Source organism: Comamonas sp. FG99 (assembly GCF_057808605.1).
Map to the genome: position 1 here is coordinate 18085 of NZ_JBMDII010000023.1, position 13823 is coordinate 31907.

Consider the following 13823-nt stretch of genomic DNA (forward strand, 5'->3'; position numbering starts at 1 on the left):
CGATACCGCCACCAACCCCAGACCCCATCATGAGCACCACCATCCAAGCGCCCACCCAGCCGCTGGTCGAGATACGCCAGCTGCGCAAACGCTACGGCAGCAACGAAGTCCTCAAGGGCGTGGACCTGCAGATAGAGCGCGGCGAAGTCGTCTGCATCATCGGCAAGAGCGGCTCGGGCAAAAGCACCCTGCTGCGCTGCATCAACGGGCTGGAGGACTACCAGGAAGGCAAGCTGCTCGTCTACGGCACGCAGGTGGACAACCAGAACCCCCAGCAGCTGCGCGAGCTGCGCCGCAACGTGGGCATGATCTTCCAGAGCTTCAACCTCTTTCCGCACCTGAGTACCGGCAAGAACGTGATGCTCGCGCCGCGCCTGGTCAACGGCGAGCCGGGCGAGTCCGCGCAGCAGACTGCCCGGCGCCTGCTGGCGCGCGTCGGCCTGGCCGACAAATTCGACGCCATGCCCGATCAGCTCTCCGGCGGCCAGCAGCAGCGCGTGGCGATTGCCCGCGCGCTGGCGATGGGGCCGGAGATCCTGCTGTGCGACGAGGTGACCTCGGCGCTCGATCCCGAGCTGGTCGGCGAAGTGCTGAGCGTGGTGGAAAACCTGGCCGAGCAGGGCATGACCCTCATCATGGTCACCCACGAAATGAACTTCGCCCGCAAGGTCAGCGACCGCATCGTCTTCATGCACCACGGCAAGGTGCACGAATCGGGAGCGCCCGAACAGCTCTTCGGCAACCCGCAGACCGCCGAGCTGCGGCAATTCCTCGGCAGCACGCACTGAGCGCGGCCCACCCGGCGAATCAGCAAATCGTGCCTTGCGGCGACTTGCCCCATAATCGCGCCCATGCCCAACCGCTGGAAACCCAATGTCACCGTGGCAGCCGTCATCGAGCGAGATGGCCGCTTCCTGCTCGTCGAGGAGGACACCTCCGACGGCCTGCGGCTGAACATGCCGGCCGGCCACCTCGACCCCGGTGAATCGCTGGTGCAGGCCTGCGCCCGCGAGGTGCTCGAGGAAACCGCCCATGACTTCAAGCCCACCGCGCTGCTGGGCGTGTACATGAACCGCTTCGTGCGCACCAGGAGCGGTGCCGACACCACCTACATGCGCTTTTCGTTCACCGGCACGCTGGGCAGCCTGCACGAGGGCCGGCCGCTGGACGACGGCGTGCTGCGCACCGTCTGGCTCAGCGCCGACGAAATGCGTGCCGAAAGCCAGCGCATGCGCAGCCCGCTGGTGCTGCAGTCGCTGGGCGACTACCTGGCCGGCCAGCGCTTTCCGCTCAGCCTGATCTACACCGACCCCTCGGTGCTGCAGGAGCCATGCCCGGCCGCCCCACGCTCCTGATCGTCTACCACTCGCTGACCGGCGGCACGCGCCAGATGGCGGAGGCCGCGCGCTGCGGCGCCGCCGCCGAGGCCGGCGTGCAGGTGCGCCTGCTGCAGGCGGCGCAGGCCCAGCCCGCCGACGTGCTGGCCGCGCAGGGCTACCTCTTCGCCACGCCCGAGAACCTGGCCGCCATCAGCGGCATGATGAAGGACTTCTTCGACCGCAGCTACTACGCGGCGCTGGAGCACATCAACGGCCGGCCCTATGCCAGCCTGGTATGCGCCGGCAGCGACGGGCACAACGCCGCGCGCCAGATCGAGCGCATCGCCACCGGCTGGCGGCTCAAGCCCATTGCCGAGCCGCTGATCGTCTGCACCCATGCGCAGACGCCCGAGGCGATCCTGGCCCCCAAGCAGATCGCCGCCGCCGAGCTCCAGGCCTGCCACGCGCTGGGCGAGGCGCTGGCCGCCGGGCTGGCGCTCGGCGTTTTTTAGAAAACCCGCTGCCGGCAGGCGCCGGCCACCCGGGCGGATAATTGCGCCATGGCAAAACAACGTATCGTGGTGGGACTCTCCGGCGGGGTGGACTCGGCCGTCACCGCCTACCTGCTCAAGCAGCAGGGGCATGAGGTGGTCGGCATCTTCATGAAGAACTGGGAAGACGATGACGACAGCGAATACTGCTCGTCCAACATCGACTTCGTGGACGCGGCCGCGGTGGCCGACGTGATCGGCATCGAGATCGAGCATGTGAACTTTGCCGCCGACTACAAGGACCGGGTGTTCGCCGAGTTCCTGCGCGAATACCAGGCCGGCCGCACGCCCAACCCCGACGTGCTGTGCAATGCCGAGATCAAGTTCAAGGCCTTCCTCGACCACGCCATGCGCCTGGGCGCCGAGAAGATCGCCACCGGCCACTACGCCCGCGTGCGCCAGAACCCCGACACGCAGCTTTTCGAGCTGCTCAAGGGGCTGGACCCGGCCAAGGACCAGAGCTACTTTTTGCACCGCCTGAACCAGGCGCAGCTGGCCAAGTCGCTGTTTCCGGTGGGCGAGCTGAAGAAAACCCAGGTGCGCCAGATCGCCGAGGACATCGCCCTGCCCAATGCCAGGAAGAAGGACTCCACCGGCATCTGCTTCATCGGCGAGCGGCCGTTCCGCGATTTCCTCAACCGCTATATCAGCAAGGAGCCCGGCGCCATCGTCGACGAGCAGGGCCGCAAGATCGGCCGCCACGAAGGCCTGTCGTTCTACACGCTGGGCCAGCGCCAGGGCCTGGGCATCGGCGGCGTCAAGGAAAAAGGCGCGCCGCGCGGCGGTGGCGAGCATGCGCCGTGGTTCGTGGCGCGCAAGGACATGCAGAAAAACCAGCTCGTCGCGGTGCAGGGCCACGAGCATCCCTGGCTGCTGTCGCACCGGCTGCAGGCGCTGGACGCCTCGTGGTGCGCCGGCCATGCGCCCGCCCCGGGCCGCTACGCCGCCAAGACGCGCTACCGCCAGGCCGACGCCGCCTGCACGCTCGCCCAGGGCGACGCCGAGCGCTTCAGCCTGCAGTTCCCCGAGGCGCAATGGGCCGTCACGCCCGGCCAGTCGGCCGTGCTGTACGACGGCGAGGTCTGCCTGGGCGGCGGCATCATAGAGACGGTGGATGCGGCGGCGCAGCAGGCGCCTGAAAAGATGGCGCTCGGCGTCTGAGGGACCCCGAACAGCCCATTGCCAAGCCTAGGCGGCGGCTGCCGCGCCCCGGGCCGGCAAGCGGATCGATGGCTTTTCCACGCCCATGAAGCGCCGCAGGCGCAGGAAGACGGGGGCATCGTTGTGCGCATCGAGAATCTCAGCGGGAGAGGCATCGACCTGAACGACCCCGCGATCCATGAACACCACGCGGTCGGAAATCGAGAGCGCGAACTCCATTTCATGCGTCACGATCAGCATCGTCATGCCCTCGCGCGCCAGGTCCTGGATGACACGCAGCACGTCGCCGACGAGTTCGGGGTCCAGCGCCGATGTGGGTTCGTCGAAAAGCATCACGTCCGGCGACATGGCCAGCGCACGCGCGATGGCGACCCGCTGCTGCTGCCCGCCCGAGAGCTGATGCGGGTACTTTTCCATGTGCGCGAGCAGTCCGACCTTGTCGAGCAGCCGCAACGCCTGCGTTCGACTGGGGCGGCCGTGGTAGCGCGGCGCCAGCATGACGTTGTCGAGAATCGTTCGATGGGGAAAGAGGTTGAAATTCTGGAACACCATCCCGATGCGGCGCAGGCGCTGGTGCGCATCTGGCGCGATGCCGGCGCCATCGGCGTCGAAAAGCGTCTCTCCAAAAAGCGAGATCCGCCCCCGGTCTATGCGCTCCAGCCCATTGACGGTGCGAATCATCGACGTCTTGCCCGAGCCGGAAGGCCCGATGATCGAGATGACTTCGCCTGCGCGCACCCGAAGGCTGACCCCCTTGAGGACTTCGTGCGCGCCATAGGCCTTGTGGATGCCGTCAATGGCCAAGGCGGGCAGCACGGCCAGGTCGCCGCCGGGCTTTTTCGGCCCTGATGCAGGCAGGCCCTCGCGGATCGCCGCGCATGCCTGCTCGCCGAGGGTGCCCGGCTTGCGTGCCTGCAGATCGAGGCGGCGCTCCAGCAAGCGAAACAGCAAGCCGAAGGCGGAGACGATCATCACGTAGTACACGGCCACGGCCAGCAGTGTCTCCAGCACCTGGAAGGTCTGCGCATACAGGCACTGCCCGGTCATCAGCAACTCGGGCAACGAGATCACCGACACCAAAGAGGTCAGCTTGACGATCGTGACGTACTCGTTGATCAAGGTCGGCAGCGCAACGCGGATGGCCTGCGGGATCACGATCAATCGCTTGATGCCCACAAAGCCAATGCCCAGCGCGCGCCCCGCCTCCCGCTGCCCAGGCGACACCGAGAGCAGTCCGGAGCGGTGGATCTCCGCCATATAGGCAGTCTCGGTCACGATCATCGCGATCAGGCCCGAGATGAACGGATTGCCCAGGAGCGGGCCGCTCGCGGGAATCAGCTGCGGCAGGTTGTAGACGAAAACGAGCAGAACCAGCAGCGGCACGCTGCGGAAGAACCAGATATAGCACGCTGCGGGCAGGTACAGCCAGCGCCTTGGAGAAAGCCTCGCGCTGGCCACCAGGAAGCCGAATACGGCCCCGATCGACCATGACAAGGTGCTGAGTACGACGACCGTCACGCATGCCCGCCAGAAGGCCGCCATCTCGAACAGGGAAAAGAAGTAATGCCAATCGAAGGCCATGCGTACGCTCCCGAAGCTGCTGGACAAATGAGGCTTGACTACTGCGCCGCGGGTACGGCTTCGAGCTCGTATTTCTTGATCAGCGCCGCATACTCGCCGCTCGCCCGCAGGCGCCCGAGAGCCTGCTCGATCGCCTGGCGCAGCGGCGTATTGCCCTTCTTGATGTAGATGCCCAATGTCTGCGGATAGATCAGCTCGGGTGAACTGATCGCAAGGCGGTTGCGCGTACGCTCGGCAAACATGCGCGCAGTGCCTGCAATCTCGATCTGCGCCTCGACGTTCCTCGACAGCAGCGCCTGCGTCACCTCCGGGCCGGTCGGAAACTCGCTGACGCGCACCGGCGGCTTGCCATGGCCCACGCAGTAGGCTTCGGACAGCTTCTTGATCGCGCTGATCCAGGCCGTGCCTTGCTGCAAGCCGACCTTCAGGCCGCAAAGATCCCGCTCCGTCTTGGGTTGAACCGGGCCGCCTTTGGCGACAAGAATGAGGGCGCCGGTGCTGGCATAGGGAATCGCGTCGGCGATCGCGCTACGCTCAGGCGTGATGTACAGGGCGGAGATCACGGTGTCGAACTGGCCGGCACCCAGCCCCAGGATCAGGCCCGCCATCTTGGTGTCCATGAAGATCGGCCTGGCCTTCATCTCGCGCGCGAGGAGCTCGGCCAACTCCGGATCAAAGCCGACGATCTTGTCGCCCTGCCACGACTCGAAAGGCGGATAGGCAACCTCGATACCCACCTTGAGCTCACCCGCAGCCATCAGGGGAGCACTCTGTGCGCCAGCATGGCCGGGCATCCACGCGGCACAAGCCGCGAGCAAGCCCCAAGGGATGTGGCGGCGCAGGGAACCTGCCTTCTTGAAAATCGTCATGGCTATCTCCTTGGTGGGGCTACAGGGGAAGGCTGGGTAGATTTCGCGCAGTCCGCGGCAGACGGCGCTTCGCATGGGCTTGGAAGCCGGCGGGCGGGGAAGCTGCTGCGCCCCGCTGCTACGCGGCCGTTTCTGCAGTGCGTCGCCGATGCGCATCCGCCAGGACGCACAGCAGCTCGAACATGATCGTGGCCCCCACCAGCGATGTCGCGCCTCCGACATCGAAGGGGGGAGCAACCTCGACGACATCCGCCCCAATCAGGTCGAGGCCTTGAAGGCCTCTTATCAGCTGCTGGGCCTGCAGCGTCGTCATCCCCCCGATCTCGGGCGTGCCAGTGCCCGGCGCGAAGGCGGGATCGAGCACGTCGACGTCGAAGCTGACATAGGTCGGCAGATCGCCCACGGTGCGCCGTGCTTCGGCGAGCACCGCATCGACCCCCAGGCGGCTGAACTCCTCCATGTGGATGACGCGTATGCCGGCTTCCTCGGCGAAGCGTTCATCCTCCGCCGAATAAACCGAGCCCCGTATACCGATCTGCACCGTGCGCAGCGGATCGATCAGCTTTTCCTCGACCGCGCGGCGAAACGGTGTTCCATGCGTGTACATCTGATCGCCGAAGTAGCGGTCGTTGGTGTCGGAATGCGCATCGAAGTGGATCAGGCCCACCGGCCCGCCAGCGGCAATGGCCCGAAGAATCGGCAGCGCGACCAGGTGATCGCCGCCGACCGACAGCGGCACCGTGCCGGCGGCATGCACCTTGCGATAGAACGCCTCGATGCCAGCAAGGGACGCCATCAGGTCAATGGGATTCACCGGCGCATCGCCAAGATCGGCAACCCGCGCAAGATCGTATGGCGCGATATGGCTGACGTGATGCACGCGGCGCATCAGGCTCGATTGGCTGCGCACCTCCCTCGGCCCATGGCGGGCCCCCGCCCGATTGGTGGTGCCCCCATCCCACGGAATGCCAATCAGCCCGATGTCCAGCTCGGATGGATCGCCGCACATCGGCAGCCGCATGAAGGTAGGCAGGCCCGCGAATCGAGGAATCACCGAGGCATCTTGAGGTTGGGGGTTGGGCTGGTTCATGGTGGTCGCTGGAGTGCTTTGCTGCAGGGCATTGTGGGTTTGCCCCCTGGCACGACAAATAGCGCACTCGAAATAATCACTTCAGAGAAATCAAAACTATCGCCATGACCGCACCGACCGTTCCCGATCTGAAGCTGCTGCGCATATTCATCGCGGTGGCACGCCACAGCGGGTTCGCCAATGCCCAGGAAGAGCTCAACCTGACCACTTCGGCCATCAGCACCTACATGAGCCAGCTCGAAGCGCAGTTGGGTTTCGTGCTCTGCCAGCGCGGGCGCGGCGGTTTCGCGCTGACCGCGAAAGGTGAAATGCTCCTGGGCGAAGCACTTCGATTGCGTGGAGAGCTGGAGGCCTTCGGCCACTACACGGCGGCGCTCAAGGGGGATCTGAGCGGCAAGCTGAACATCGGCGTCATCGACTCGACCGTCACCGACGCGGCGCTGCCATTGGCCACCGCCCTCGGCACATTCAGCAAGACGCATCCCGCGGTCTACCTGAGCCTGTTCGTGCGCTCACCCTACGACCTGCAGCGGGGCGTGCTGGAAAACACCTACGATCTCGCGATCGGCTTTTTCCCCACGCCGATGAGCGGGCTCATCAGCCATCCGCTCTACCAGGAACAGCAGCGGCTCTATTGCGGCAACCAGCACCCGCTGTTCCACGACCTTGGCGCAACACCCGAGCAGATCATGGAGCAACCGGTGGTACGGCGCAGCTACTGGAGCCGATCCGACATGGGACGGCATGGTTTCAAACGAAGTGTTGCGACCGTGGAAAGCATGGAGGCCGAGCTGATCCTTCTGCTGTCAGGCGGCTACATTGGCTACCTGCCCGAGCACTATGCACAAAGCTGGGTCGACCAGGGACGCCTGCGGGTCTTGCTGCCAGAAACCTTCGGCTACCAGTCCCCGTTCTCCTTGATCACGCGCCGGGGCCGCAGCCGCGAGGCTGCGATTCGCACCATGTGCGACCTGCTGGTGCCATAGCAAGGCCTTGCCAATCTCGCAGTTGTTAGCACCCGGGAAATAGCTGGCAGCATTTGAGGCCGGCGCGGTTACCGGGCTCACATCCCATCGCCTCGAAGTTGCATCAGCCACTCCCGCGCACAATTGCATGTACATTGCTACATCAGCTAAAATGTAGCAACATACAAGCACTTGATGGAGGTGCGCCATGCAGATTTCGACTTTCAGCAGCCGCGAGTTCAACCAGCATGTGGCCGCCGCCAAGAAAGCGGCCAGCGGTGAAGATGTGGTCTATATCTTGGACAGGGGCCAGCCCGCGCATGTCCTCATGAGCATCGAGAAATTTCGTGAGCTGTCCGGCCAGAAGCAGGACATTCTCCAGATGCTGGCCATGCCCGAAGCGGCGGATATCGATCTTGATATCGAACGCGCCCAGGATCTGCCGCGTTCCGTGGACCTATCCTGAAGATGTACCTGCTCGACTCCAATATCATTTCCGAGTTTCGCAAAGCGCCCTCAGGCCGGGCGAATCCAGGCGTGGTTGCCTGGGCGCGAACCGTGCCGCCTGAATCCCTCTTCATCAGCGCCATCACCTTGATGGAGCTGGAAAAGGGCGTGCAGCTGAAAGCTCGTACAGATCCCGCGGCTGGGGACGTGCTGCACCGCTGGCTAGCGGAACAGGTGCGCCCAGCTTTCGCGGGCCGAGTGCTGGCAGTGGACGAGTCCGTGGCCTTGGAGAATGCGGGCTACCATGTCCCCAACCCGCGCCCCCTGGCCGACAGCCTGATCGCCGCCACGGCCAAGGTTCACGGTCTCTGCCTGGTTACGCGCAACGTGAAAGACTTCGCCCCCTTCAAGCAAATGCATGGGCTGCGGATTTTGAATCCCTGGACATAGCACCCCAACCTGGCGGACAGAGCCCACAAAGAAGAGAAGCCCGCATGCTCCTTGGCCTGCGGGCTTTGCGCTGTCGCCAGGCCAGGCTTCAGAACGGGATATCGTCGTCCATGTCGTCGAAGCCCGAGGCCGCGCGCGGTGCCGGGGCCGGCATGGGCGCGGGGGCCGGGCGCGGCGCCGGTGCGGGGCGCGGCGCCATGGCCGGGGCGGGCGCGCGGCGCTGCTGGTAGCCGCCCTGGTCGCCATAGCCGCCCTGGCCACCGCCCTGCCCGCCACCCTGGTCGCCATAGCCGTAGTCGTCGCCACCGCCCTGGTTGCCCTGGCCCATGCCCTGGCGGCTGCCCAGCATCTGCATGGTGTCGGCGCGGATTTCGGTGGCGTAGCGCTCCTGGCCGGTCTGCTGGTCGGTCCACTTGCGGGTGCGCAGGCTGCCTTCCACATAGACCTGGCTGCCCTTGCGCAGGTACTGGCCCACGATCTCGGCCAGGCGGCCATTGAACACCACGCGGTGCCACTCGGTGGCTTCCTTGTTCTCGCCGGTGTTCTTGTCGCGCCAGCGGTCGGTGGTGGCGATGGTGACGTTGGCTACCTGGTCGCCGCTGGGGAAGGTGCGCATCTCGGGGTCGCGCCCGAGGTTGCCGACGATGATGACTTTGTTGACCGATGCCATGGTGGTGTATTCCTCTTGAAAAAACAGGCGCCTGCTCGGCGGTGGCTGAAAGCGCCCATCACAAATTTGCAAGCCGCATATCCTACCGCATTGCCGCGGGCGCCGCGCACGGGTTCTGTGCGCCAGCGCAGAGGCACCAGGCGCCCGCAGCCGTTACGATGCCAGCATCCGCTTTTGCTGCTGCCCATTCCTCATGCAAGCTTCAGACAACACGACCTTCGACTACATCGTGATCGGCGCCGGCACCGCGGGCTCGCTGCTCGCCAATCGGCTCAGCAGCCAGCCGCGCAACCGGGTGCTGCTGCTCGAGGCGGGCCCCAAGGACGACTACCACTGGATCCATATTCCGGTGGGCTATCTGTACTGCATCGGCAACCCGCGCACCGACTGGCGCTACCAGACCGAGGCCGAGCCGGGCCTCAACGGCCGCGCGCTGCTGTACCCGCGCGGCAAGACGCTGGGCGGCTGCAGCAGCATCAACGGCATGATCTACATGCGCGGCCAGTCGCGCGACTACGACCACTGGGCCGAGCTGACCGGCGACGCCCGCTGGCGCTGGAATGAGAGCCTGGCGTATTTCCGCCGCCACGAAGACCACTGGCGCCTCGACGAGGAAGGCAATGCCAGCCCCAGCTTCGCACAGCTGCACGGCAACCGCCGCACCGGCAGCACCGGCGAATGGCGCGTGGAGCGCCAGCGCCTGCGCTGGGACATCCTCGATGCCTTCGCCCAGGCCGCGCAGCAGGCGGGCATACCGGCCACCGACGACTTCAACCGCGGCACCAACGAGGGCGTGGGCTATTTCGAGGTCAACCAGAAGGCCGGCTGGCGCTGGAACACGGCCAAGGCCTTTCTGCGCCCGACCTGCTACGGCCGGCCCAATGTGGAGCTGTGGACCGGTGCCCAGGTCATGCGGCTGCTGTTCGACAACACGGCCGGCGGCGAGCCGGTGTGCACCGGCGCCGAGGTCTGGACCGGCACCGAGACGGTGACCGTGCGCGCCACCAAGGAAGTGATCCTGAGCGCGGGCGCCGTCAATTCGCCGCAGATCCTGCAGCTGTCGGGCATTGGCCCCGGCGAGCTGCTGCAGCGGCACGGCATAGCCGTGATGGTGGAGCACCCCGGCGTGGGCGCCAACCTGCAGGACCACCTGCAGATCCGCGCGGTGTTCAAGGTGCAGGACGTGCCCACGCTCAACACCATGGCGAATTCGCTGTGGGGCAAGGCCAAGATCGGGCTGGAGTACCTCGCCCGGCGCAGCGGCCCGATGAGCATGGCGCCTTCGCAGCTCGGCGCCTTCACCCGCAGCAGCGCGGAGCATGCCTTTCCCAACCTCGAATACCATGTGCAGCCGCTGTCGCTGGATGCGTTCGGCCAGCCGCTGCACGGTTTTCCGGCCTTCACCGCCAGCGTGTGCAACCTCAACCCCACCAGCCGGGGCAAGGTAGAGATCAAGAGCAACCGTTTCCAGGACGCGCCGGCGATCGCGCCCAACTACCTCAGCACCGGAGAGGACCGCCAGGTCGCGGCCGACAGCCTGCGCCTGACGCGCCACATCGCCGCCCAGCCCGCGCTGGCCCGCTACCGGCCCGAGGAATACAAGCCCGGCGTGCAGTACCAGAGCGACGAGGAGCTGGCCCGGCTGGCCGGCGACATCGCCACCACCATCTTCCACCCGGTGGGCACCACCAAAATGGGGCACGATGGCGATCCCCTGGCCGTGCTGGACAGCGAAATGCGCCTGCGCGGCGTGCGCCGCCTGCGCGTGGTGGACGCCGGCGCCATGCCCACCATCACCAGCGGCAATACCAATTCGCCCACGCTGATGATGGCCGAGCGCGCCGCCGAATGGATTCTGGCGGCGCATGCCCTATAGGCCGCGGGAATAGCACCGATACGCCCCGGGAATGGCCCTGATCGGGTTAATCCCGATGCACCGACGCAGTGCAGCCCCTACATTAACGGCACTCGACGCACCCAAGCGGTGCCAACGAGAGGACCGAGGAGACAAACCTACCATTCGAACATGCACCAAACATCGGCAAAGATGTACTTTCTTGAAGCGCCTTCGGGCGCTTTTTCTTTTTTCTGGTGCGAATCCGGGCGGCGCGGCCCGGGCGCGCCATGGGCGGTGCGACAATTCCGGGCATGGAATGGATCGTGGTTACGCTCGCCTCGCTGCTCGCGGGCTTTGTGGATGCAGTGGTGGGCGGCGGCGGCCTGATCCTGGTTCCGGCCCTGTTTTCGGCATTTCCCTCGGCCCCGCCGGCCACCTTGCTGGGCACCAACAAGAGCGCCTCGGTCTGGGGCACGCTGTTCTCGGCGCGGCAGTACAGCCGCCGCGTGCAGTTCCGCTGGGGCGCGATCGCGCCCGCCATCGTCGCGAGCTTCTCCTGCTCGCTGCTGGGCGCCTGGGCGGTGACCCAGGTCTCTGCCGACTTCCTGCGCAAGCTGCTGCCGCTCATCCTGGTGGCGCTGCTGGTCTATACCCTGGCCAAGAAGCAGCTCGGCCAGCACCATGCGCCGCGCTACGAGGGCCGCCAGGAGGCCTGGGTCGCGGTGCTGATCGGAACGGGTGTCGGCTTCTACGACGGCTTCTTCGGCCCTGGCGCGGGCAGCTTCTTCGTCTTCCTGCTGGTTCGGCTGCTGGGCTACGACTTCCTGAACGCCTCGGCCAGCGCCAAGCTGCTCAACATCGCCACCAACGCGGCGGCGCTGATCCTGTTCAGCGCCAAGGGCCATGTCTGGTGGCACATGGCCCTGCCGCTGGCCGTGGCCAACGTGGCGGGCAGCCTGCTCGGCACCCATGTGGCGCTGAAGAAGGGCTCGGGCTTTGTGCGCGGCATGTTCGTAGTGGTGGTGAGCGTGCTGATCGTCAAGACCGGCTATGACGCTTTTCTGCGCTAACCCCCACCAGCACCAGCCGCTCCCGGCCTGATGGCAAGCCCCGCGCAAGGCGGGGCTGCCCACGGGGCCTACAGGCCCAGCTGCGCCCTCATTGCATCCCAGGCAGCCTGGTTCAGGCGGTTGGTCAGCGAGCGGCGCGAGGCCAGGTCGGGCTTGAGTTCGTGCGCGCGGTAGACCCATTGGTTGCCGCTGCCGCCCCAATCCACCTGCGCATAGACGACCTGGTAGTTGACTGCCGGGGTTGCCGGATGGCCGGCAAAGCGCAGCAACCGCTGGCCGTTCACGGTATCGATGGCGTAGGTGCCGATGGTAGTTGCCACGCAGTTGGATGCCACCGTCTGGGCGGCGTTCAGATCGCAGTCATAGAAAGCAGCCACGCCAGGGCTGGTGAACGAGACGCGCAGGTTCTTGGATGCGCCGGTGGAGAGCCCCATGCTCAGCGTGCCGCCGGGTGCCGGCAGCTTGACACCCGCGCTCGGGTAGCTGGCGATGACCGCCTCCAGCGTATTGCGGTCCTGCGACAGGCCGCGGCGCGACACATCATCGATCATGATGCTGGAGCCCAGCACCACATTGGTGCGCTGCAACTCCTCCGCACTCGCGGGGAATGCGGCGCCGCCCAACGCCCCTTTCAGGGCCTGTGTCGACGTACTGGTATTGATGGTGTTGGCAGGCATGCCCTGCCAGCGCTCCACCAGCGCGGCCATGGCCTCGCCGGCCACGCTGGTGGCGCGCGTCAAACCCAGCGAGGTTTCACCGCCGCAATACGTCGAGCGGCTTGGATTGCCAAGCGTGTCCTGAATGGGTACGCTGCGGCCGCAGACTGTCCAGCCGCCGGGCGCGAGATAGGCTCTGGCGCCATAAAGCGAATCGTCCGTCAGGTCCACGCCGCCGCTTTTACCGAGGCGGGCATCGATCGTCTGCGAACCGGCGCCGCCCTCTGCCTTGGCCTGCCGCTCCAGCATGCGCACGTAGTAGTCGCCCGCGCCGCCGTAGTCCAGTACGCGCAGCGTGCTCGATCCCGCCACAGCCGCCTTCTGCTCGCCCACCCGCAGCGCAACCCTCTCCCTCAGCATGCCCGATACCAGCGCCGCGGCGGTGCGGGCGCTGTCCTTCACATCGGCCTCGCTCCAGGCCGGATCGTCCTGGTAGGCATCGATCTTGCCAGTGGCAATCGCCAGTTGCAGCGCGACATTGTCGCGCGCCGCGGCCTCGGCCATGCCCGCAGCCACGCCCGCCTGCACCAGCGTGGTCAGCGGATTGATGGCGCCGGCCGAGCCGGCCGGGCGCTGCAGCACATAGTCGGCGCTGGTGGCGGCCACCTGCGGCGTGGCCGAGTCGATGGCCGTGCCCGCGGCCGCCACATCGCCCGTGCGCACCGGCGCGATCAGGCGCGCCGCCTCCACCTGCGCCTGCGGCAGCTTGGCCGGGTCGTAGCTCAGCGTGTACCGGCCATCGGCCCCGGTGGGCGCAGAGGCCGGCTCACCGGTATCGCAGGCATCGTTGCCATTGAGATCCAGGCACACGACCACGTTCTTGAGCATGCCGATGCGTGCCACCTCCCCGGACATGGAGACCGGCGCCGGCGTGGGCGCGGGGGGCGGCGTGGGCGCGGGGGCCGGCGCATCGCTGCCACTGCCGCCGCAGGCGGTCAGCGCCATTGCTGCAACGCTTGCGAAAGCGTGGGCCAGCAAGTCTTTCTTGCGGATATCCATGGGTCTCTCTCCTGATCGCTGTTTTCGGGTTTCTCGTCATGCGCGGCAGCCAGCACCTCCAGCGTGAGCGTCCTCGCTGTATCCAACGGTAAAAGAAA

General features: G+C 66.2%; 14 protein-coding genes. 9 read left to right on the forward strand and 5 right to left on the reverse strand.

Annotation, left to right across the window (positions count from 1 at the left end):
* Positions 1 to 29: 29 nt before the first annotated feature.
* The 4 genes from ACODRX_RS16020 (at position 30) to mnmA (ending at position 3031) form a co-directional block, all read left to right on the forward strand.
* Positions 30 to 788, forward strand: a complete 759-nt coding sequence (locus ACODRX_RS16020; protein ID WP_488872522.1) for an amino acid ABC transporter ATP-binding protein — start codon at positions 30 to 32, stop codon at positions 786 to 788.
* 63 nt (positions 789 to 851) lie between these two features.
* Entirely contained in the window at positions 852 to 1355 is a 504-nt protein-coding gene (locus ACODRX_RS16025; RefSeq protein ID WP_488872523.1) for an NUDIX hydrolase, read from the forward strand.
* Positions 1331 to 1831: a flavodoxin family protein gene (locus ACODRX_RS16030; RefSeq protein WP_488872524.1), complete on the forward strand. Its 501-nt coding sequence runs from the start codon at positions 1331 to 1333 to the stop codon at positions 1829 to 1831. The genes ACODRX_RS16025 and ACODRX_RS16030 overlap by 25 nt, the downstream gene beginning before the upstream one ends.
* A gap of 48 nt (positions 1832 to 1879) precedes the next feature.
* Positions 1880 to 3031, forward strand: coding sequence for a tRNA 2-thiouridine(34) synthase MnmA (gene mnmA, locus ACODRX_RS16035; protein WP_488872525.1), 1152 nt, complete (start codon positions 1880 to 1882; stop codon positions 3029 to 3031).
* Positions 3032 to 3058: 27 nt separating this feature from the next.
* Here the strand turns inward: mnmA and ACODRX_RS16040 are convergent, their stop codons facing one another.
* The 3 genes from ACODRX_RS16040 to speB all read right to left on the reverse strand — a co-directional run bounded on the left by ACODRX_RS16040 (position 3059) and on the right by speB (position 6571).
* Entirely contained in the window at positions 3059 to 4612 is a 1554-nt protein-coding gene (locus ACODRX_RS16040) for an amino acid ABC transporter permease/ATP-binding protein (protein WP_488872526.1), read from the reverse strand.
* A 38-nt stretch (positions 4613 to 4650) separates the two neighbouring features.
* Positions 4651 to 5481: a transporter substrate-binding domain-containing protein gene (locus ACODRX_RS16045; protein ID WP_488872527.1), complete on the reverse strand. Its 831-nt coding sequence runs from the start codon at positions 5479 to 5481 to the stop codon at positions 4651 to 4653.
* A gap of 118 nt (positions 5482 to 5599) precedes the next feature.
* A complete protein-coding gene (speB, locus tag ACODRX_RS16050) occupies positions 5600 to 6571 on the reverse strand; it encodes an agmatinase (protein WP_488872528.1) in 972 nt (323 codons plus the stop codon).
* 104 nt (positions 6572 to 6675) lie between these two features.
* On the opposite strand from speB, the gene ACODRX_RS16055 reads away from it, so the two are divergent.
* From ACODRX_RS16055 to ACODRX_RS16065, 3 genes are all read left to right on the forward strand, one after another.
* Positions 6676 to 7557 carry a LysR family transcriptional regulator gene (locus ACODRX_RS16055; protein ID WP_488872529.1) on the forward strand — a complete coding sequence of 294 codons (882 nt, stop codon included), beginning with the start codon at positions 6676 to 6678 and terminating at the stop codon, positions 7555 to 7557.
* A gap of 187 nt (positions 7558 to 7744) precedes the next feature.
* A complete protein-coding gene (locus ACODRX_RS16060) occupies positions 7745 to 8002 on the forward strand; it encodes a type II toxin-antitoxin system Phd/YefM family antitoxin (protein WP_488872530.1) in 258 nt (85 codons plus the stop codon).
* Between the two features lie 2 nt (positions 8003 to 8004).
* Positions 8005 to 8433 carry a type II toxin-antitoxin system VapC family toxin gene (locus tag ACODRX_RS16065; protein ID WP_488872531.1) on the forward strand — a complete coding sequence of 143 codons (429 nt, stop codon included), beginning with the start codon at positions 8005 to 8007 and terminating at the stop codon, positions 8431 to 8433.
* A gap of 88 nt (positions 8434 to 8521) precedes the next feature.
* Here the strand turns inward: ACODRX_RS16065 and ssb are convergent, their stop codons facing one another.
* On the reverse strand, positions 8522 to 9103 hold the full coding sequence (ssb, locus tag ACODRX_RS16070) for a single-stranded DNA-binding protein (RefSeq protein ID WP_488872532.1): 582 nt from the start codon (positions 9101 to 9103) through the stop codon (positions 8522 to 8524).
* Positions 9104 to 9296: 193 nt separating this feature from the next.
* Here ssb and ACODRX_RS16075 point away from each other — a divergent pair, with 193 nt between their 5' ends.
* The gene (locus ACODRX_RS16075) at positions 9297 to 10979 is read left to right on the forward strand and encodes a GMC family oxidoreductase (RefSeq protein ID WP_488872533.1); all 1683 of its coding nucleotides are present in this window, start codon (positions 9297 to 9299) and stop codon (positions 10977 to 10979) included.
* 272 nt (positions 10980 to 11251) lie between these two features.
* Entirely contained in the window at positions 11252 to 12010 is a 759-nt protein-coding gene (locus tag ACODRX_RS16080; RefSeq protein WP_488872534.1) for a sulfite exporter TauE/SafE family protein, read from the forward strand.
* 68 nt (positions 12011 to 12078) lie between these two features.
* On the opposite strand, the gene ACODRX_RS16085 is transcribed toward ACODRX_RS16080, so the two are convergent.
* Positions 12079 to 13725, reverse strand: coding sequence for a hypothetical protein (locus ACODRX_RS16085; protein ID WP_488872535.1), 1647 nt, complete (start codon positions 13723 to 13725; stop codon positions 12079 to 12081).
* Positions 13726 to 13823 lie beyond the last annotated feature (98 nt).